This is a genomic window from Fusobacterium perfoetens (genome assembly GCF_021531595.1).
In the GTDB taxonomy this organism is placed as follows: domain Bacteria; phylum Fusobacteriota; class Fusobacteriia; order Fusobacteriales; family Fusobacteriaceae; genus Fusobacterium_B.
Map to the genome: position 1 here is coordinate 37,273 of NZ_JADYUD010000010.1, position 21,883 is coordinate 59,155.

19 protein-coding genes and 1 tRNA gene are annotated in these 21,883 nt (G+C 27.7%); 11 read left to right on the top strand and 9 right to left on the bottom strand.

Annotation, left to right across the window (positions count from 1 at the left end; all coding sequences use genetic code 11):
- Positions 1-39: 39 nt before the first annotated feature.
- From I6E17_RS07010 to I6E17_RS07025, 4 genes are all read right to left on the bottom strand, one after another.
- Positions 40-1,098, bottom strand: coding sequence for an AbrB family transcriptional regulator (locus I6E17_RS07010; RefSeq protein WP_235236363.1), 1,059 nt, complete (start codon positions 1,096-1,098; stop codon positions 40-42).
- A 166-nt stretch (positions 1,099-1,264) separates the two neighbouring features.
- The gene (gene galU, locus I6E17_RS07015; protein WP_235236364.1) at positions 1,265-2,143 is read right to left on the bottom strand and encodes a UTP--glucose-1-phosphate uridylyltransferase GalU; all 879 of its coding nucleotides are present in this window, start codon (positions 2,141-2,143) and stop codon (positions 1,265-1,267) included.
- Between the two features lie 21 nt (positions 2,144-2,164).
- A complete protein-coding gene (metG, locus tag I6E17_RS07020) occupies positions 2,165-4,081 on the bottom strand; it encodes a methionine--tRNA ligase (protein WP_235236365.1) in 1,917 nt (638 codons plus the stop codon).
- Positions 4,082-4,111: 30 nt separating this feature from the next.
- A complete protein-coding gene (locus I6E17_RS07025) occupies positions 4,112-4,762 on the bottom strand; it encodes a lysophospholipid acyltransferase family protein (protein WP_235236366.1) in 651 nt (216 codons plus the stop codon).
- 355 nt (positions 4,763-5,117) lie between these two features.
- Here I6E17_RS07025 and I6E17_RS07030 point away from each other — a divergent pair, with 355 nt between their 5' ends.
- Genes I6E17_RS07030 through I6E17_RS07055 form a run of 6 tightly spaced genes read left to right on the top strand, consistent with a single transcriptional unit; the run spans position 5,118 to position 9,056 of the window.
- A complete protein-coding gene (locus I6E17_RS07030; RefSeq protein ID WP_235236367.1) occupies positions 5,118-5,480 on the top strand; it encodes a YbaN family protein in 363 nt (120 codons plus the stop codon).
- A gap of 35 nt (positions 5,481-5,515) precedes the next feature.
- A complete protein-coding gene (locus tag I6E17_RS07035) occupies positions 5,516-6,127 on the top strand; it encodes a MotA/TolQ/ExbB proton channel family protein (protein WP_235236368.1) in 612 nt (203 codons plus the stop codon).
- Between the two features lie 9 nt (positions 6,128-6,136).
- On the top strand, positions 6,137-6,526 hold the full coding sequence (locus I6E17_RS07040) for an ExbD/TolR family protein (RefSeq protein ID WP_235236370.1): 390 nt from the start codon (positions 6,137-6,139) through the stop codon (positions 6,524-6,526).
- 12 nt (positions 6,527-6,538) lie between these two features.
- Complete coding sequence (locus I6E17_RS07045; protein WP_235236372.1) at positions 6,539-7,249, top strand: energy transducer TonB; 711 nt, start codon at positions 6,539-6,541, stop codon at positions 7,247-7,249.
- A gap of 25 nt (positions 7,250-7,274) precedes the next feature.
- Positions 7,275-8,510, top strand: coding sequence for a coproporphyrinogen-III oxidase family protein (locus I6E17_RS07050; protein ID WP_235236374.1), 1,236 nt, complete (start codon positions 7,275-7,277; stop codon positions 8,508-8,510).
- Positions 8,511-8,528: 18 nt separating this feature from the next.
- Positions 8,529-9,056, top strand: a complete 528-nt coding sequence (locus tag I6E17_RS07055) for a flavodoxin family protein (protein WP_235236376.1) — start codon at positions 8,529-8,531, stop codon at positions 9,054-9,056.
- Positions 9,057-9,128: 72 nt separating this feature from the next.
- Here I6E17_RS07055 and I6E17_RS07060 read toward each other — a convergent pair.
- Together I6E17_RS07060 and I6E17_RS07065 are read right to left on the bottom strand one after the other, a co-directional pair.
- Positions 9,129-9,216: transfer RNA gene (locus I6E17_RS07060), tRNA-Leu, on the bottom strand.
- A gap of 61 nt (positions 9,217-9,277) precedes the next feature.
- Positions 9,278-10,675: an aminopeptidase P family protein gene (locus tag I6E17_RS07065; RefSeq protein WP_235236378.1), complete on the bottom strand. Its 1,398-nt coding sequence runs from the start codon at positions 10,673-10,675 to the stop codon at positions 9,278-9,280.
- 183 nt (positions 10,676-10,858) lie between these two features.
- On the opposite strand from I6E17_RS07065, the gene I6E17_RS07070 reads away from it, so the two are divergent.
- On the top strand, positions 10,859-11,998 hold the full coding sequence (locus tag I6E17_RS07070; protein ID WP_235236380.1) for an anaerobic sulfatase maturase: 1,140 nt from the start codon (positions 10,859-10,861) through the stop codon (positions 11,996-11,998).
- A 53-nt stretch (positions 11,999-12,051) separates the two neighbouring features.
- Here the strand turns inward: I6E17_RS07070 and I6E17_RS07075 are convergent, their stop codons facing one another.
- Positions 12,052-12,291: a hypothetical protein gene (locus I6E17_RS07075; protein WP_235236382.1), complete on the bottom strand. Its 240-nt coding sequence runs from the start codon at positions 12,289-12,291 to the stop codon at positions 12,052-12,054.
- Positions 12,292-12,668: 377 nt separating this feature from the next.
- Here I6E17_RS07075 and nox point away from each other — a divergent pair, with 377 nt between their 5' ends.
- The 3 genes from nox (at position 12,669) to ppk1 (ending at position 17,202) form a co-directional block, all read left to right on the top strand.
- On the top strand, positions 12,669-14,000 hold the full coding sequence (gene nox / locus I6E17_RS07080; RefSeq protein WP_235236384.1) for a H2O-forming NADH oxidase: 1,332 nt from the start codon (positions 12,669-12,671) through the stop codon (positions 13,998-14,000).
- Between the two features lie 228 nt (positions 14,001-14,228).
- Positions 14,229-15,158 carry a hypothetical protein gene (locus I6E17_RS07085; RefSeq protein WP_235236386.1) on the top strand — a complete coding sequence of 310 codons (930 nt, stop codon included), beginning with the start codon at positions 14,229-14,231 and terminating at the stop codon, positions 15,156-15,158.
- Positions 15,148-17,202: a polyphosphate kinase 1 gene (ppk1, locus tag I6E17_RS07090; protein WP_235236388.1), complete on the top strand. Its 2,055-nt coding sequence runs from the start codon at positions 15,148-15,150 to the stop codon at positions 17,200-17,202. The genes I6E17_RS07085 and ppk1 overlap by 11 nt, the downstream gene beginning before the upstream one ends.
- 160 nt (positions 17,203-17,362) lie before the next feature.
- Here the strand turns inward: ppk1 and I6E17_RS07095 are convergent, their stop codons facing one another.
- Positions 17,363-18,571: a cation:proton antiporter gene (locus tag I6E17_RS07095; protein ID WP_235236391.1), complete on the bottom strand. Its 1,209-nt coding sequence runs from the start codon at positions 18,569-18,571 to the stop codon at positions 17,363-17,365.
- 211 nt (positions 18,572-18,782) lie between these two features.
- On the bottom strand, positions 18,783-20,036 hold the full coding sequence (locus I6E17_RS07100) for a dicarboxylate/amino acid:cation symporter (protein WP_235236392.1): 1,254 nt from the start codon (positions 20,034-20,036) through the stop codon (positions 18,783-18,785).
- Positions 20,037-20,545: 509 nt separating this feature from the next.
- Here I6E17_RS07100 and I6E17_RS07105 point away from each other — a divergent pair.
- Positions 20,546-21,859 carry a sodium-dependent transporter gene (locus I6E17_RS07105; protein WP_235236394.1) on the top strand — a complete coding sequence of 438 codons (1,314 nt, stop codon included), beginning with the start codon at positions 20,546-20,548 and terminating at the stop codon, positions 21,857-21,859.
- The last annotated feature ends 24 nt before the right edge of the window (positions 21,860-21,883 follow it).

Genomic DNA, 21,883 nt, shown 5'->3' on the forward strand with positions numbered 1-21,883 from the left:
AAAATAATAAATAAAAAATATATTATATTAAAAATTTTTCTAAAAAAATGTTGAAATTATTTTAATTAGTATAGGATAAAATGCTATTACTGATACAAGTCTACAAAATTGCATAACAGCAACTTTTGGTGTATCTGCTCCAAGCTCTCCTGCAATAATTGACATATCAGAAATTCCTCCAGGAGCAGCAGAAAAAAGAGAAGTTTGTACAGAAAAATCTGTAATTTTATAAATAAACATTCCAAGTATAAAGTTCATAAGAGAAAAACCAATAATAACAACTAAAACAGGAATAGCAATACTTTTTAAACTTATAACATCAGCCATTGTCATTTTTGCTCCAATAAGAGCACCAGCAAAAGTTTGAATAAATTGTCTTAATTTTAAAGGCATATAAGCATTATTTGAAAAAATATTGTAAAGGGCAGTTCCCGTCATAGCAATACTCATAGCACCAGCAGGAATTTTTAAAAAGAATCCTAAAAGTCCTGTTATTACTCCAATAAAAACAGTAATAAGAGATTTTTTTAACATAATAGAAAAAGGAAGCTTTTTCTTTGTATTTACATTGATACCATTATAAGAAGAAGGTTTATTTTGCCCAGCTTTGTCAAATTTTTTAACTAAAAATTTTATGAAAAAAGGAAAAAATCCTAATACTGAAATAACACGAATAAGCTGAAGAATTGCAACCTTTGAAGAGTCAGCTCCAAAATCGTAGGATAATATACTCATATCTGTAATTCCTCCAGGGGCAGTTGCAAAAAGAGCAGTTACTATGTCAATATTAGTTGTATAATAAATAAAAAATCCCATTATAAAGTTAAAAATGGCCATAGAAATTACAAGGAAAATAGCAGGAAAAAAAATATCTTTAAGTCCTTTAATATCTGCAGAAGTTATTTTTGCTCCAATAAAAGTTCCTGTACTTATTTGAGTTATAATTTTAATATTTTGTGGAATATAAGCATCTCCTGTGATAATATTAAATATAGCTACTGCAAAAAGAGAACCAGTCATAGCTCCTGCAGGAAATTTTAATTTGAGAGCAATGTGTGACCCTATAAATCCAACTAAAATAGTAATAAAAAATGGCAAAGTAATTCCTCCTAATTATATAACTTCATTGTTTTTTATAAAATAAAAAACAATGAAAATATTTTACCATATATTTTAAAATGAAAAAAGACCTAAATTCAAAAATAATTTAGGTCTTTATTTCGTTTGTTTTTAAATATTAAAATATTTTTTGTTATTTAAAAATTTATTTTATTATAAGTTCATTTTTAAGATAATTAATTAATTCTTCTCTAGTCTCTTCATTTCTAAGACCAAATTCAATATTAGCTTTAAGAAGTCCTATTTTATTACCTATATCATATCTTTTTCCTATAAAGTTATGAGCAAGAACTTTTTCTCCATCTTTCATCATTTTTAAAATACCATCTGTAAGCTGAATTTCTCCACCTTTTCCAGCTTCTGTTTTTTCAAGATATTCAAATATTTTTCCACTTAAAAGATATCTTCCAAGGCAGGCAAGTCTTGAAGGAGCTTCCTCTTTTGATGGCTTTTCAATAAAATCTTCTATTTCTGTTGTTCTTTCATCAAGGACTTTTACAGGTTTTACTATTCCATATTTTGATACATCATCTTCAGGCACTTCTTGACATCCAAGAATACTTCCACCATATTTCTCATAAGTTTCTATAAGTTGTTTTGTAGCAGTTTTATCATTATAAACAATATCGTCTCCAAGAGCTATTACAAAAGGTTCATCTCCAATAAAAGGTTTTGCTTTTAAGATAGCATGTCCAAGTCCAAGAGGATGGTTTTGTCTTACATAAAATATATTTGCCATTGAAGAAAGATGAGTTACTTTTTCAAGAAGTTCTTCTTTTCCTTTTTCCTTTAAAGTTTCCTCAAGCTCAAAAGAATAATCAAAATGATCTTCAATGGAATTTTTATTTCTTCCTGTAATAATTATAATATCTTCAATTCCTGATTGAACAAGCTCTTCTACAATATATTGAAGAGAAGGTTTATCTACTATTACAAGCATTTCTTTAGGCTGTGCTTTTGTAGCCGGAAGAACTCTTGTACCAAGTCCTGCTGCTGGAATTATTGCTTTAGTTACTTTTTTCATAGTCCCCTCCTAATTAAAATCTTATTTTATTTTTGATCCAACTTTTACTGAACTGTCTATTTCAACAAGTTTTATTCTTTTCTTTTCTTCAGAACTTAAAAGCATTCCCTGTGATAGTTCTCCCATTAAAGTTACAGGATTTAAGTTTACTACAGCTAAAACTTTTTTCCCAACAAGTTCTTCAGGATTTGGATAGTATTTTGCAATTCCTGATACTATTTGTCTTATATTTTTTCCATCATTAACTTTAAATTTTAAAAGTTTATCAGAACCTTTAACTCTATCAGCTTCTAAAAGTTCAACTACTCTTATATCAACTTTTCCAAATTCATCTATTGAAATAGGATTTTCAATTTTTAAATCTTTATTTACAGGATTTTTTTCTTTTACTTCTTTTTGGACTTCTATTCTTGGGAAAATAGGTGTTGCTTCTCCAAGCTTATGTCCAGCAGGAATTATATCCCAGTTTCTTACATTTTCAATAAGAGCTTTTTCAATATCTTCATTAAATCCTAATTGATTCCATATTTTTTGAGCTGATTCAGGCATGTATGGAGATACAAGCACAGCTATTTTATATAGAGATTCAACTAACATATTCATTACAGTAGCAAGTCTTTCTTTTTTACTTTCATCTTTTACTAAAATCCAAGGCATAGTTTCATCAATATATTTATTCATTCTTGAAATAAATTTCCAAATAAATTCTAATGCTCTTGAAAATTCAAGTCTTGACATTGCATCATCAACAGAAGCAAGAGTTTCTGTAAATAGTGTTTTTATTTCATTGTCAATTTCTTCGTATACTCCACCTTTTACAATTTCGTCTCCAAAATATTTTTTATACATTCCAAGAGTTCTGTTTAAAAGGTTTCCAAGATCGTTTGCAAGATCAGAATTGATTCTTGTTATAACCCCTTTTGTAGAATAGTCTCCGTCGTTTCCAAAAGTAACTTCTCTTAGAAGATAATATCTGAAAGCATCAAGTCCATATTTTGCAACTTCTTCAAGAGGTGCAACAACATTTCCTTTAGATTTTGACATTTTTTCTCCTTCAGAAGTCCACCATCCGTGTGCAACTATTTTATCAGGAAGTTTTACTCCTGCAGATAGAAGCATACAAGGCCAAATTATAGCATGGAATCTTACAATATCTTTTCCTAACAGATGAACTACTTCACCATTTGTCCATCTTTTTGCAAATTCTTCAGCATTATTTTCATACCCAACAGCTGTAATATAGTTTGTAAGAGCATCAAACCATACATAAGTAATATGACCAGGAGCGAATTCAATAGGAATTCCCCATTCAAATGTATTTCTTGAAATAGATAAGTCTTGAAGTCCTTGTTTAATAAATGAGATTACTTCATTTCTTCTTGAACGAGGAAGAATAAAGTCAGGATGTTCATCTATGTGTTTTAAAAGAGCATCTTGGTATTTAGACATTCTAAAGAAATAAGATTCTTCTTTAACCATTCTTAATTCTTTTCCACAGTCAGGACAGCAGTTTCCATTTACAACTTGGTTTTCAGGAACAAAAGTTTCACAAGAAACACAATATTTTCCTTCGTATTCTCCTTTATATATATCTCCTTTTTCCCAAACAGTTTTTAAGATTTTTGCTACAGCTTTTTTATGTCTTTCTTCTGTTGTTCTTATAAAGTCATCATTTTTTATATTTAATTTTTTCCACATTTCCATGAATCTTGGAGCCATAGAATCTGTCCATTGTTGAGGAGTCATTCCTTTTGCTTTAGCAGTTTCCTCTACTTTTTGACCATGTTCATCTGTTCCTGTAAGAAAATAAACATCATATCCCATAGTTTTTTTGTATCTTGCAATTACATCTGCAGCTATTGTAGTGTATGCACTTCCTACATGTGGATCTCCATTAACATAATATATCGGTGTTGTTACATAAAAGTTTTTTGTCATATATTTCCCCCTCGGTAATTTTTAAACTTATTATTTTAATTTTAATATTTCTTCTTCTGCTTGTCTTTCAAGTTCCATAAGTTTTTCTTTTATTATTTTACTGTATTCTTTAGGATCTGCATCATTTGGAACATCAATAGGTTCACCTACAACACATATAACTTTTGAAAAAGGTTTAGGAAGTTGGAATTTATCCCATGTTTTAGAAAAAATCCATTTTTTGCTGTATGCTCCTCCAACAAGAACTAATTGTTTCCCTGATTTTTGAGCAGCATATATCATTCCTGGTTTTACTTCATAAACAGGACCTTTTGGCCCATCAAGAGGAGTTCCCAGGCTATATCCTTCATTTTTCACAAGTTTTATAATTTGTACAAGGCTTTTTACTGATTCTTTTCCAGAAGAACCTCTTACCATTTTGTATCCCATTTTTTCAAGAGGAACAGATATAAGTTCTCCATCTTTTGAAGGGCTTGCAAGTCCAGCTCTTTTTTTCAGAGATTTAAGACATAGAAGAATTACAAGAAGTTTATTATGCCACATTCCACAGACATAACTTTTTTTCCCGTCAATTTTATTTTCTGCTCCTAGTATTTTCACATCTAAAGTAAGAAAAATAAATTTAAGTAAATAATATAAAATATTTCCATATATTCTGTATTTTGCATTCTTCATTTTCATACTCTCCCGTATAAGTCTATACGAAGAATTATATCACAAATTGGGATTTTATTAAATAATATTAGATATAAATTTATAATTCTTTCTGATATTTAAATGAGAATATTTATAAAATTATTAAAAATCTAATATTTATTAAAAAAGAAAAACAGAGAAATTTATTATCTCTGTTTTTCTTTTGAAATGATTAGGAATAGATTTTACTAAAAATTGATGTTTGTTATCTTGAAACTCTGCTAATTTTATATCACATTTTAATTTGCTTGTCAAAATATTTTTTATTTTAATTTTTTGCTATTGACATATTTTTAATTTTAGAGTATCATACCTCTGAAATGCTACACAGGAGGTCTTTGTGCTGAAAAAAAATATTTTAATATTATTTGGTTTTATTTTTTTAACTTTTGGAATTATAGGGATAATAACACCAATTCTTCCAACAACACCTTTTATTTTATTAAGTGCTTATTTATTTAGTAAATCATCTCAAAAATGGCATTATTTTATTTTAAATAATAAATTATTTGGGAAATATATAAAAGATTATCAAGAAAGAAGAGGAATAACACTGAAAAATAAAATAAATGCTTTTATTTTTCTTACAGTTAGTTTGAGCATATCAACATTGAAAACTGAAAATTTATATTTAAGAATATTTTTTGTAGTTATTTTTATTAGTGTGTCTTTTCATATTATGAAACTTCGCACATTAAAATAAAAATTTAATTTTTAAAAAACGGGGGTTAATAAAAAATGATGTATTATTTAAAAGTAGGTGGACCATTAATGTGGATTTTATTTGGTCTTTCAATAGCTTCTACGGCTATTATTATAGAAAGGGTTGTTTTCTTCTTTAAAAGAGAAAGAGGTCTTAGTAAAGACTTTAAATCTAATATTATTATGTCAGTTTCTTCTAACGATATGGGAAGAGCAGTTGAAATTTGCATGAGGGAAAAAAATACAGTAGGAGATACTGTGAAATGTTTTCTTACAAGATGCGATAAAAATGGGGATTTTCATCATTTTGATCAGCTTGTAAAAGAAATAGGAATGGAGGAGATAGGACCTTTAGAAAAAAGACTTCATCTTCTTGCAATCATAGGTTATATAGCTCCAATGATTGGACTTCTTGGAACAGTAACTGGAATGATTGATGCTTTTAGAAATCTTTCAACTTTTGGTGCAGGAGATCCTTCTCTTGTTGCTGATGGAATTTCAAAAGCACTTCTTACAACAGCAGCAGGACTTTCAATAGCTATTCCAGCTATAGTAGTATATAATCTTTTAAATAAAAAGATAGAAGAAATAGAAGAAAATATAGATAAAGTAACTACTAACATAATAAATATCATAAGACAAAAATAGGAGAAAAAAATGGGAAGATACAGGAAAAAAAGAAATATAATGTCATTGGACTTAACTCCTCTTATAGATGTAGTCTTTCTTCTTCTAATATTTTTTATGGTATCAACAACCTTTAATAAATATGGAAAAATAGAAATAGATGTTCCTACTTCCAATGTTACAGCTGAAAGTAAAGAATCTAAAATAGAAATTGTAATAGATAAAAATCAAAACTATTTTATTATAAAAGATGAAAAGACATATCCTATAAAAATAGAAGATTTAGGAAATCATTTAGCAGGAATAAAAGAAGTTTCAATAACAGGAGATAAAAATTTAAAATACCAAATAATTATGGATACAATAACTAAAGTAAAAGAACAAGGTGTAGAAAATTTAGGAATAAATTTTTATGAATAGGGGCTGAGGAAAATGATGAAATATTTTATAATAGCCTTTATTCTACATGGAATTTTTTTCTTTAATATGGATAGAACTAAAACATTGGGAATGCCAGATAATTTAAAAAAAAGTAAGATTCCTATTTCTTATAATACTGTAAGTGTTCATGAAAGAATAGATGGAATGAAAATGAAAAAGGAATCTTCTGAAAAAGTTTATACAGAATCTGCTCCAAAAGAAATAGAAAAGAAAAAAGAGAAAATTTCTGAGCCAGAAATTAAAAGTAAGATAAGTCAAAATAAGAAAAATGAAGTTAAAAAGCAAAAGCAAAATAATAAATCTGATTTTCAAGAGAAAAAAGATATAAAAACGAAAAAAGATGAAAAGGTTAAAGAAAATAATCTTGCAGAAAATGGAAATTTTACTCTTAATTCTGATGGAACTTATACAGCTGTATCATCAAAAGGTATAAATTTTGAAATTATACATCAAATAGATCCTTCTTATCCAAGACAAGCAGAAATTGCAAGATATAATCAAATTGTAAAAGTTGAAGTTAAATTTCTAGTGAATCTTGAAGGAGATGTAGAAGATATAAAAATTTTAAAATCTCATAATAAATTTGGATTTGATAAAGAGGTAATTTCTGCATTGAAAAAATGGAAATTTAAACCTATTAAATATAATGGTAAAGGAATAAAAGTTTATTTTAATAAGGAGTTTGTATTTACTCCAAAATAAAAAATCAATATAGAAGGGAAAGAAAATGTTTAAAATAAGATATAAATCACACCATGATGTGAAAAATGTCATTGAAAAAATGATGAAAAGAAAAATTGTAACACCTTTTACTTTTAATAAAGTTTTAAAAGGAAAGCCAGAATCAGAAGAGGGAGGAATATATGTTCATACTCCTTACTGTGATAAAATTTGTTCTTTTTGCAATATGAACAGAAAACAGATAGATAATGATCTTGATGATTACACAGAGTTTTTATGTAAAGAATTTAAAAAATATGGAGAGAAAAAATATATAAAAGAAAAAAAGATAACAACTATATTTTTTGGTGGAGGAACACCAACTATATATAAAGCTCATCAGCTTGAAAAAATTCTTTTGTCTCTAAAAGAAAATTTTAATATTAGTGAAGATTGTGAATTTACTTTTGAAACAACTCTCCATAATCTTACATGGGAAAAATTAGAGATTATGGAAAAATATGGAGTTAATAGAATAAGCATAGGAATACAAACTTTTTCTGATAGAGGAAGAAAACTTTTGAACAGAACATATGATAAAGAATATATTGTATCTAAAATAAAAGATATAAGAAAAAAGTTCAAAGGTCTTATATGTATAGATATAATATATAATTATCCTGATCAGACAGATGAAGAAATTATAAATGATGCAGAAACAGCATGTGAACTTGGAGTAGACAGTATAAGTTTTTATTCACTTATGATTCAAGAAGGATCACAGATTTCAAAAGACAGAGAAGAGAATAAAGTTGTATTTAAATATAATCTTGTAAGAGATAAAGAGCTTCATGATAAATTTCTTGAAATAGCTCTTTCAAGAGGATATTCTGTTCTTGAGCATACAAAAATTACAAATGGAAAAGATAAATATAAATATATAAGAAATGTAAATTCTTTTTCAGATCTTATAGCTATAGGTATAGGAGCAGGAGGAAGAATAGAAAACTATGAATTTTTCCATTTGAATAAACTTATATCTTTTTATGCTTATGATAATGAACTAAAAATGAGAGTAAAAAAATTATCAGGAATTTTACAGTATAAGACTGTAAAACTAGATGAAATAAAAGAATTATCAGGTAATTCTTATGAAAATATTTTAAATTTACTTAAGAGATTTGAAAAAGAAGGGTTAATAAAGTTAAATGATAAAATGATGGAATATACATTAGATGGAGTATTTTGGGGAAATAGTATTACAGCATGTATTACAGAACAAATGATTAATGATAATAAATAAATTTAAACAGGAGGTAAAATGTTACAAAAAACATTAGTTACTTATTCTTCTTTAACAGGAAATACAAAAAAGGTAGCAGAAAAAATTTATGAAATAGTAGACGGAGAAAAAGCAATAATTTCTCTGAATGAAATTAATAGTGTAAACTATAATGAATATGATAGAATAATCATTGGTTTTTGGGTTGATAAAGGAACTGCTGACAAGAGAACAAGAGAATTTATTAAAAAGTTATCAGGAAAAAAAGTTGCATATTTTGGAACTCTTGGGGCAGATCCAGCTTCAGATCACGGTAGAACCGTAAGAGAAAGAGTCTCAGCATTATGTAATGAAAATAATACTCTTTTTGGAGAATTTCTATGTAGAGGGAAAATAGATCCTAAACTTGTTGAAAAAATGGGAAAATTTCCTTTAAAACTAATTCATCCTTTAACTCCTGAAAGACTTCAAAGAATAGAAGATGCAAAGCCTCATCCAAATGAAAAAGATTTTCAGGAAGCACAAAATTATTTTATGAAGATTTTAAAACTAAATTTGAAAAAATAAAAAGCAGAGATTTTTCTCTGCTTTTTCTATTTATATATTTTAGAAAATAGCTTCTAAAATAATATTTTCAAATGGTGCCTAGAGCCGGAATCGAACCGGCACGGTACTAAGTACCACGGGATTTTAAGTCCCGTGCGTCTACCTGTTCCGCCATCCAGGCAATTTGCTTTATGCTCAATTATAATATAACAATTTTTTTATTTTGTCAATAAATTTTTATATTATTTTGAGAAAGCTTTTGCTCTTACTTTTTCAATTTCATCAGCGTATTTAGGCATAGAATCTCCAAGTCTTCTGTTTCCATCTTCAGTTACAAGATAATCTCCTTCGTATCTCATTCCACCAAAGTCAAGATAACTTTCAAGAATATCATAGTTAATAAATTCAGTAAATTTATTTTCAGATTTCCATTTAGAAATAAGTTCAGGAATAAAATATATTCCAGGTTCAACAGTAAAAACAAATCCAGGTTCTAAAATTCTTCCTAATCTCAAAGAACTTAAACCAAATTGTGTGCTTTTTTCTTTTCCATTATAACCAACAATAGGCTCTCCTATATTTTCCATATCATGAACATCAAGTCCCATCATATGTCCAAGTCCATGAGGCATGAAAAGAGCATGAACACCTTCCCTAACAATTTCATCGGCATTTCCTTTTAATATTCCTCTTGAAATCATTCCTTCAGCAAGTACTTTGCAGACAGCAAGATGTACATCCATATAAGTTATTCCTGGTTTTATTAATTCTTCAGCCTTATCAAACATGGCAATTAAAAGATTATAAATATCTCTTTGTTTTTCAGAGAATTTTCCTGAAACAGGATGAGTTGTTGTCATATCTCCACAATATCCATTTTCAAGTCTTGCACCAGCATCAATAAGTAAAAGATCTCCTTCTTTTATTTTATTTCCATGATAATGATTGTGAAGTGTTTGTCCATTTATACTGCAGATAGTTGGAAAAGATAGACCACAATTTTGACTTTTTGCTACATTTTCAAGAAGAGCAGCTATTTCGTATTCCATCATTCCTGGTTTAATATATTCCATAGCAGTAAGATGCATTTTTCTAGTAACATTTACAGCTTTTTCAATTTCCTTTATTTCTTCATCAGATTTTATATTTCTTTGATCAGCAACAGCAAAACATAAATCTTGAGAAACATATTTATTAATATCGTTAGGAGAAATATTTAACCAATCAGCCATTTTTATCATAATGCTATGTCTATATTGAGGAATATAATGTATTGTTTTTTTATTTTTCTGTGCATTTGAAATAAATTCAGGAAGCTCTTTTAAGCATTTTAGTTCTGTTATTCCAACAGTTTTACACTGTTCCTTAAGAGTGATTTGAGGTCCCATCCATATAATTTCATCCATAGTAAGTTCGTTTCCAAAAATATATTCTTTGTTATTATCAATGTCAATTAGACCAAAAAGATTTTCTCTATTAAGGCCAAAGTAATAAAGGAATGTAGAATCTTGCATAAAAGGATAAGTATTGTCTTCACAATTCATAGGAGAAAGATCATTTCCACATATTAGAATAATTCCACTTTTAACTTTTTCTTTTAATATTTTTCTTCTTTCAATGTATATATCTTTTGTAAACATGTCTGTCACCTCTTAAATGATATAATTTATGATTTAAGAGTATTACAAAATAAAATGAAAGTCAAATTTATTTAATATATTTTTAAAATAAATTTTTATTTTTCTGACTGGACTTGGAAAATAGATAAAATGATGATATTATAAAAGATAAGCAGTAAAAAAGAAGTATAATTAGGGGGCATAATGAGAAATTTAAATCTTTTAATAAAGCCAGCGTCAAGTACTTGTAATCTTCGTTGCAGATATTGTTTTTATTATGATGTAGCTGATAACAGAGAAGTAAAAAATTATGGAATTATGAATGATAGAACTTTAGAAAATATGGTCAAAAAAGTTTTTGAAGATGTAGAATATTCAGCAAATTTTGCTTTTCAAGGGGGAGAACCTACAGCAGCAGGATTGGAATACTTTGAAAAATTTCATAAATTAGTTGAGAAGTATAATACCAAAAATATTATTGTAAACTTTTCACTTCAGACAAATGGAACACTTCTTAATAAAAAGTGGCTGGAATTATTTAAAAAATATAATTATTTGATAGGTCTTTCTTTAGATGGAAATAAAGATATACATGACACATTCAGAATAGACAGCAAGGGAGAAGGAACTTTTTCAAAAGTATTAAAAGCTACTAAAATGCTTAAGAAAGCAGATGTAGATTTTAACATTTTATGTGTAGTAAATAAGCTTACTGCTCAAAATGGAAAACTTGTATATAATTTTTTAAGAAATAATGGATTCAGGTATTATCAATTTATACCATGTCTTGACAGTTTAAGCTACTCAGAAGAAAAAGACTATACTCTTACAGCTTCAGATTATGGAAAATTTTTAGATGAAACTTTTAATCTTTGGTATGAGGATATTATGTCAGGAAAAAGGATAAGTGTAAGACATTTTGATAACTATATAAAAATCCTTTTAGGTGAAGAACCAGAAGCTTGTGATATGGTTGGACACTGCAATATGAATGCTGTTCTTGAGTCTGATGGAAGTATGTATCCTTGTGATTTCTATGTTCTTGATGAATATAAGGTAGGAAATATAAATGACAGTAGTTTCATAGAACTATTTAAAAGTGATAAGGAAATGGCTTTCTTAAATTCATCACTTGCTGTGGATAAAAAATGCAGAGTGTGCAGATATTTCAGAATATGTCGTGGTGGATGTAGAAGACATAAAGAGATAGTAGAAGATGGATTACTTGAAAATAGATTTTGTGAAAGTTATAAATATTTTTTTGAAAGAAATATAGAAAAAATGATGCAGGTGGCAGAATATATTATAAAAATAAGAAAAGAAAATTTTTTAAAAAATAAGTAATTAATAAAGGGCTATGAAAGATAAGTTTCATAAGCCCTTTTGTATATTATATTTTATAAGTTTTCAGGAAAATCATTTTCATCAAGATCATTTATTTTTATATTTTCATTTCTTTCATAACTTCCGTCTCCTCCATAACCATATTTTTTCTTAATATTATTTTTACTATTTTTTAAATACATTTTTTTATGCTCTGTATAAAAAAGTTTTATATCTTTAATTTCATTTCCGCTTTTATCATAAAATTTTCCATTTTCAAAATAAGAGCCATATCCATAGTTTTTTTTAGTCATAAAATCACTACCTTTTATTTTTAATATATGTTCTATTTTATTATAGTGGTTTTAAGGAAAAAGTCAAAAATTTTTAAACAGAAAAAGCCGTCCTTTCACTCTGCAAAGAAAGCCGGCTTTTTCTGTTATTTTTTAAAGTTTAGGGTAGGAATCAAGGCTGTTCATCACCACTTGCCTTGAAATAGAAATTAATCTTGAATTAATAATATCATAAAATATTTTGAATGTCAAATATATTTTTAAAAATATTTTATTAATAGTCTTTTTATAGATAAATTCAGTCTAAATATTAAGAATAAAAAAATTTAAAAATCATTGTATAAAATAGTGTTTTAGTATATAATTAAAGTATAAAGAAATAGGAGGTAAAGAAAGTTATGAGTAAAATAGTAGTTGTAGGGGCAAATCACGCAGGAACAGCTGCAATTAACACAATTCTTGACAATTATAAAGGGAATGAAGTAGTTGTTTTTGATAGAAATTCTAATATTAGTTTTTTAGGGTGTGGAATGGCATTATGGATAGGAAATCAAATAGATGGACCAGAGGGACTTTTTTATTCTTCAAAGGAAAAATTAGAAGCTAAAGGTGCAGTAATCCATATGGAAACTGACATTGAGAAAATAGATTTTGATAATAAAATAGTGTATGCAGTAACAAAAGAAGGAAAGCATATAGAGGAAACTTATGATAAAATTATTTTAGCTACAGGTTCTCTTCCAATAGTTCCAAATATTCCAGGTAAAGATTTAGAAAATGTTCAATTTGTAAAGTTATATCAAGATGCAGCTTCAGTAATTGAAAAATTAAAGCATAAAGAAATAGAAAATATAACAGTAGTAGGAGCAGGATATATAGGAGTAGAACTTGCAGAAGCTTTTGAGCGTCATGGAAAAAAAGTAACTCTTATAGATTCAGCTGAAACTTGTCTACCAAATTATTATGATGAAGAATTTACAGAAATGATGAAGAATAATTTAAAATCTCATAATATAAATCTTCAATTTGGACAGCTAGTAAAGGAAATAAAAGGAAATGGAAAAGTAGAAGAAGTTGTTACAGATAAAGGAACATATAAGTCAGATATGGTAATTCTTGCAATAGGATTTAAACCTAATAATGCTCTTGGAAAAGATAAACTTGAACTATATAAAAATGGAGCATATAAAGTTGACTTGAAACAAGAAACAAGTATTAAAGATGTTTATGCAATAGGAGATTGTGCAACAGTATTTGACAATTCTATTCATGAGACAAACTATATAGCTCTTGCAACAAATGCAGTTCGTTCAGGGGTTGTAGCAGCTCATAATATTTGTGGTACAGAAATAGAATCAGAAGGTGTACAGGGATCTAATGGGATTTCTATCTATGGTCTTAATATGGTTTCAACAGGTTTAACTTTGAAAAAAGCAAAATTATTAGGTATGAATGCTGTTGCAACAGATTATGAAGACCTTCAGAAGCCTGCATTTATTAAGAAAAATAATCCTGTAAAAATAAGAATAGTTTATGATTTTGATACTAGAAAAATATTAGGAGCTCAAATGGCTTCAAAAGAAGATATTTCTATGGGAATTCATATGTTCTCACTAGCTATTCAAGAAGGAGTGACAATTGATAAATTAAAACTTTTAGATATTTTATTCCTTCCACATTTTAATCAACCATATAATTATATAACAATGGCTGCATTAACAGCGAAATAAAAATTAGAAAATATTTTATAATAAGAACTGGCATGAAATAAATAAAGTTAGTTGATTTTAAAAAATGATATTTAATTATAAAAAGGATTGATTTCTATATTTATAGAAGTTAATCCTTTTAATTTTATCAATTTTTTATTTTTTTTACACTATCTTTACAAAAGTTATATGCTCTTATTACACATTGATTTTATCATATATTAAAAAGTATGAGGAGGAATGTGTGTTATGGATTATGGTGTAATAGATTTGGGATCTAATACAATAAGATTATCTGTATTTAGATATGAAGAGGGAAAAATAAGACTTGTTCAGAACAAAAAAACAATAGCAGGTCTAGCATCTTGTATAAAAGATGGTGGCCTTACAGAAATTGGTGTTGTGAGAGCTTGTATGGCTTTAAATAGATATAAAGCAATTTTAGAGGAACAAAAAATAGAAAAATATTCTGTATTTGCAACAGCTTCTCTTAGAAATATTAATAATAGAGAAATAGTTTTAAATGAGATAAAAGAAAGAACAGGAATTGTTCCTGAAATACTTTTTGGTGATGAAGAAGCAAGACTTGATTTTATAGGTGTAAAAAATGGTTCTGAATTAACAAGAGGTGTTCTTATAGATATTGGAGGAGGAAGTACAGAGCTTGTCTTATTTGAAAATGGTGAAATAAAAAGGCTAGCAAGTATACCTATAGGGGCTTTAAATCTTCAAAATAAATCAACAAAAGGAATTATTCCAACAGACAGAGAAATAAGAAAAATGAGAAAAATTATAAACAAAGCAATAGATGAACTTCAATGGGATTTTGAAAGTGATTATGAAACAATGTATGCAGTTGGAGGAACTTCAAGGGCAGCTCTTGAGATAGCAAAAGAATTATTTAGAATTTCTTCTGAGGAAAAATCTTTTAATAAAGAAAATGTTAAAGATATTGTAAATAAACTTAGAAGTTCTGATCCTAAAGAATATAAACCTATATATAAAATAAATCCTGAGCGTATTTTTTCTCTTGCAGGTGGACTTGTAATTTTAAATGAAGTAGTAAAAAGATTTGGTTGTGAAATAATAAATATAAGCAAAAATGGCATAAGAGAAGGATATTTTATAGATAGAATTTTAAGTAAAATAAATAATAAGGCGGAAAATAATGAAAATTAAAAATAAATATGATTATATAGACAATCGTGAACTTTCATGGTTAAAATTTAATGAAAGGGTTTTAGAAGAAGCAGACTGTGAAACTACCCCTCTTCTTGAGAGACTTAAATTTATTTCAATTTTTACAACAAACCTTGATGAATTTTTTATGGTAAGAGTTGGTACTCTTAATGATTATATGAAATATATTCCTGATTATTCAGATGATAAAACAGGAATGAGTGCTAAAGAACAACTTTTAGAAATTTATAAAAATACAGAAACTCTTTACAGACTTCGTGATTATGTTTTTAAAAAGTTAGATGTCTCTTTAAGAGAAAATAATATAAATTTTGAAAAAATGTCAAATCTTGATGAAAATAAGATAAAAAAAATAGAAAAATATTTTAAAAGAAATATACTTCCGATTTTATCTCCTCAAATTATAGATGTATGGCATCCATTTCCATTTATACAAAATAAGAAATTACATATTGCAGTTCATTTGGAAAATAAAAAAAATAAACTTATAGGAATTATACCTGTACCTGAAGGTATTGACAGAATAATTGTTCTTGATAAAGAAAAAAATACTTTTCTTTTATTAGAAGATATTATTCTCTATTTTGCACAGGATATTTTTTCAATGTATAAATTTATAGATAGTACTGTAATGTGTATTACAAGAAATGCAGATATAGATACAGACTTAGAAATCTATGATGATTCAACAGATTACAGACAACATATGAAAAAGCTTATAAAAAATCGTTCAAAACTTTCTCCAGTAAGAATTGAAATGCAAAAGAAAATGAATAAAGATTTTAATAAATATTTTATGGAAAAATTAAATTTAAATAAAGAACAGCTATTTATTTCAGAAACTCCATTGGACACAATATATTGCTTTTCTTTAGAAAATTTTATTCCTGCAGATGTAAAGGAAAAACTTACTTATACTCCTTTTACACCAATTCAAACTATAGAGACAGAAAATATGATAGAAGAAATTTTAAAAAAAGACAGATTACTTCATTTTCCTTTTGAAAGGATGAAACCTTTTTTAAATCTTATAAAAGAAGCTTCAAATAACTCCAAGGTAAAAGCAATAAAAATGACTTTATACCGTATTTCAAAAGAATCTAAATTAGCTAGTTATCTTATAAATGCAGCTGAAAATGGAAAAGAAGTTACAGTGTTAATGGAGCTAAGGGCAAGATTTGATGAAGAAAATAATATTGAATGGGCCCAAAAATTAGAAGAAGCAGGATGCAGAGTTATATATGGAACAGATAAATTTAAGGTTCACTCTAAAATTTGCCTTATAACATATAAAGATGAGAATGAATTTAAATATATAACTCAGATAGGAACAGGAAATTATAATGAAAAAACAGCAAAAATCTATACAGATCTTTCTTTTATGACATCTGATGAAGAAATAGGTATAGATGCTGATAAATTTTTTAAGAATATGGCAATAGGAAATCTTTCAGGAGTATATAAAAAATTATGGATTGCTCCTGTAGGATTTAAAAATAATATAATTGCTTCTATTGAAGAGGAAATAAAAAAATGTGAAGAAGGAAAGACAGGAACTGTAATAATAAAATGTAACTCTTTTACAGATAAAGATATTATAAAAGCCCTTGTAAGAGCTTCTGAAAAAGGAGTTCAAGTGACTCTTATTGTGAGAGGAATATGCTGTCTTATTCCAGAAGTAATAGGAAAAACTGAAAATATAAAAGTAATAAGTATTGTAGGACGCTTTCTTGAGCATTCAAGAATCTATGCTTTTGGTATGAAAGAAGAGAGAAAAATATATATTTCTTCAGGTGATATGATGACAAGAAATACAGAGCATAGAGTTGAAATCTCATGTCCTATTACTTCAGAGGAAAATAAAGAAAAAATAGAACATATTCTTGATGTAATTATGAGAGATAATATTAAAGCAAGAAGACTTCAAAATGATAAGAAATATATAAGATTGCTTCCTAAAGAAAATGAAGAGAATATAAATTCTCAGGAAGTATTTATGAAAGAAACTTTAGAAAATAAATAATGATATTATTAAGATAACAAAATAGAAGGGGCTGTTGCAAATCTATAAAAATAAAATTTTATCTTATGAAAATATTTTCAATATTCTAAAATTTTATTTTTATAAATTAGAAAATGCAACAGCTCCAAATTTTATTTTTATATTTGAGAATTTTAAAAAATTATAAAAGGGTATCTCTGCCAAGTCTTATTCCAGTAACTCCTATAGGAACTGTTATTATTATAGCAAGGACTCCTATAGCAAGAATTGTATCTCCGTGAGGGACTCCTGCAGCAAGTGGGATACCAGCAGTGGCAGCTTGAACAGTTGCTTTAGGAATATATGATATTCCACAGAAAAGCTTTTCTTTAGTATTAAGATTTGAGTTATAAAGAGCCGTTGTGACTCCAATAAGTCTTCCTATAAGACCAATTAAAACAATAAGAACTCCAATATGACCTGATTCAAAAATAACCCGAATATTTACAGCAGCTCCTATAAGAACAAAAAGAAGAATTTCTCCAAAAACCCATATTTTATTAAATTTCAATGCTATTCTTTTTGCAAGAGAATTGTCTTTAGCAAGAATAATAAATCCCATACTCATAATTCCTAGAAGACTTGCAATAGGAAAGATATTCATTTCTTCTACATGGTGAAGCATAATGGCAGCAGTCATGAAAATAAGAGCTTTTCTAGTATCTCTTATATGGAAAAATTTAAATAAAAGATAAAGTATGTATCCTGCAGCAAGTCCAAGTAAAAGACCGGATAAAATACTTACAGGTATTTTTAAAATTTCCTGAAAGATATTTATTTCTTGTCCTAAAGACATTCCAAGAAAAGCAGTGAAAAGTGTGATAGCGAAAACATCATCTATAGAAGCTCCTGCTAAAATTATAGTAGGAATTTCTTTTTCTTTTCCAAGTCCCTTTTCTTTTAAAGAAAGCATTTCAGGAACAATAACAGCAGGAGAAACAGCTGCTAGAATAAAACCAAGACATCCAGCTACAGGAAGAGAGTACCCAAGGATAAAATGAGTTGCAAACATTACTGTAAATCCTTCAAAAAGACATGGAAGAGATGCCATTTTTACAGCAGTTTTTCCTATTTTTTTAAGAACTTCTTTATCAATTCCAAGTCCAGCTCTAATTAAGATAATAATAAGTCCAAGAGTTCTTAATTCATTAGAAACATCAAGAATTTTGTCAGAAATGAAAAAACTATTTAAAAATGTAAGTCCTTTTTCAGTTACAAAATAATCTTTAGAATAAGATCCTAAAAGAATTCCTGTAAAAAGCATTCCAAGAAGAGGGGGCATATGAAGTTTTTCAAATCCTTTTGCTAGAAGCATAGCGGTCAGAATAAAAACAGCGAAACTAAAAAGCATAAAAAATCCTCCTAAAATTAAAAAATAAGCTCCTGCAAATATAAAAATTACACCTGCAGAAGCTATCATCTTTTTTTATTATAAATTAAGAAAAGCATTCTGAAATTAAATCTAATTTCATGGAGAGCCTCATCTCCAATATTATTTATTGAATTATTATAGCATATTTTTTTTCTTTTTTCAATTTTCAAAAACTATTATTTTATAATTCTTAAGCAGCTTTTCTTCTTTCTTTTTCTTCAGTTCTCTTTTCAATTCTGTCAATAACAACAGAACATACTAAGTTTCCAATAACATTTACTGTTGTTCTTCCCATATCAACAATTCTATCAACAGCAAGGATAAGTCCTATACCTTCAAGAGGAAGTCCTACTTGTGCAAGAACCATAGAAAGCATGATTGTTCCAACACCTGGAACTCCAGCTGTACCTATTGAAGCTAAAACTGCTGTTAAAACAACCATAAAATAATCATTTGTAGTAAGATGAATATTGTAAAGTTGAGCAATGAAAACAGTAGCAACTCCTTGCATAATAGCTGTTCCGTCCATATTTATAGTTGTTCCAAGAGGAATAGTAAATGAAGATATTTTATCTTCAACATTAAATTCTTCTTTTAATGTTTTAAGTGCAAGAGGAATACATGCAGCACTGCTTGATGTAGAGAATGCAAGAGTCATAGGAGCAAGTATTTTCTTTAAGAAAACTATAGGGTTTTCTTTTGCATAAATACGAAGAAGTATTTGATACACAACAAGTCCATGGAAAATAAGAAGTATATATGTAACTATTATAAATGAAGCAAGAGGTTTCATAGCAGCCCATCCAAGAGTTATGAATGTTTTACCAATAAGACCAAATATTCCAAATGGAGCAAGTTCCATTATAATACTAACCATTCTTAGCATTAATTCATTAGCTTCTTCAAAAAGACCTTGAAGTCTTTTAGCCTTGTCTCCAAGAAGAGTTATAACAACCCCAGTCATTATAGCAAAGAATATAACTTGAAGCATTTCTCCTTTCACAAGAGCATCAAATGGATTTGTAGGAATGATATTAAGCAGAACTTTTACAAAAGAATCAGCTTGTTTTGCTACAAATTGAGATTGCTGAACATTTTCAAGAGCAACTCCTACACCAGGTTTTAAAATATTTGCTCCCATTATTGCAGCAATAATTCCAAGAGCTGTAGTAGCCATGAAGAAAAGTAATGTTTTTATTCCAATTCTTCCAAGTTTTTTAACATCATTCATTGCAGCTGTACCTGTAACAAGAGATGCAAATACAAGAGGAACAATGATCATCTTAACAAGTCTTAAGAAACCTTGTCCAAGAAGTTCAAATAAAAATCCAATAACATATTTGCTTACAAAAGGTTGTTCTTTCATAGGATATAATAAAGCTCCTACAAGAATACCTAAAACCAAACCAATGAAAACTTTGTGAATTAATTTCAAGTTTTTCATCTTTACCCCCTAGATAAATTTATTTTAATTTTTAAGTTGCTGTGATTTTCAATTTTTTATTGAAAAAATACTTAAGTATACACAGATATATTAAAAATAACCTAATGAATTTTAACATAATCCATTAATTTCGTCAATAAAAGTTTTTAATAATTATTAATGATTTTTATATTAAGTAAAAAAATAAAAAATATGAATGTAATTAAAAAAATGCTTGTATTTTTTTTCTCTCAATGATATCATAATGAATATAAATTTTTATGACTAAAAATTGGAGGTGTGTTATTTATGAAAAAGTTTTATCAATTTAATAAAAATATAAATAATACATCTTTATCACATTGGTGGAGTTCTTAAGCAGAGTTTGTAATCTTTTAAAGATACAGACTCATTTTATGTTTAAGAAATAAAAATAAGATGAATGTGTATTTAGAGGAGTAGAAATTTATAAAAATAGTTTGTAATCCACAGATACATCTGTGGATTTTTTTATTTGGAGGTGTGTTGTTTTGAAAGAGAAAAGAGAAAAGTTCAGTAACAGAATAGGGTTTATTTTATCATGTGTAGGAGCAGCAATAGGACTGGGAAATATTTGGCTTTTTTCTTGGAAACTTGGAACATTTGGTGGAGGAGCTTTTCTTATTCCTTATTTTATATTTGTAATATTATTTTCATTTGTAGGATTGATTTCAGAAATATCATTTGGAAGAATGATGAAAAAAGGAGTTCTTGGTGTAGGGGAACTTATGAAAAAGAAAAATATACCTTTTAGTTCAGTTATATCTTGGGTGCCAGTTATTTCTGTTTCAGGAATATTTACTTTTTATGTAATTGTTTTTGGATGGGTAATAAAATATTTTATAATGTATCTTACAACAGATATGAATAGCATTAATTATGGTGAATATTTTAATAATTTTGCAGGGAGTAGCAGTTCTATAGTATGGCATATAACAGCAGCAATTTTAAGTATAGTTGTAATATCTTTTGGTGTTGTAAAAGGAATAGAGAAACTTAATAAAATTATTATGCCTCTTATGTTTATGATATTTATAGGTTTAGTATTTAAATCACTTTCTCTTCCAGGAGCAGCAGAAGGAGTAAAATACCTTTTAGTTCCAAGATGGGAGTTGCTTGCAAAACCTGTTACATGGATTATGGCCTTAGGGCAGGCATTTTTTACTGTAGGGTTAAGTGGATCAGCTCTTCTTGTATATGGAAGTTATTTAGATAAAGATATTGATATTCCAGCTAGTGTTTTTCATACATGTATATTAGATACTTGCGCAGCCTTACTTGCTGGGTTTATAATAATACCAGCAGCATTTGCTTTTGGATTTAAACCAGATGCAGGACCAAGTCTTTTATTTATAACACTGCCTGCTGTTTTTTCACAAATGACAGGAGGAAAGATTTTAGGAACGGTATTTTTCTTAAGTATAATATTTGCAGCTGTCTCTTCTGCTGTAAATCAATTAGAAGTTCCTGTAGAAGCTATAATGGAAAAATTTAATCTTTCAAGGAAGAAGGCAAGCTTTATTGTAGGAAGCGTTTTATTATTAATAGGTATACCTCTTGATATTAATATGAATCTTTTTGGGAAATTTGCAGATATAATGTCTGTATATATGATTCCCTTAGGAGCAGTATTTGTACTTGGATTTTATTTCTTTTTTGTAGGAAAAGAAAAAGTTATAAATGAAATTAATGAAGGATCTAAATATAAAATAGGAGCTTTTGTATTAAATGTAGGAAAATATATTTTCACTCCTGGCGTAATTATAATACTTATATTAGGATTTTGTTATGGAAGTATAGGATAGATTATTTTATTTTGCTAGATTGGA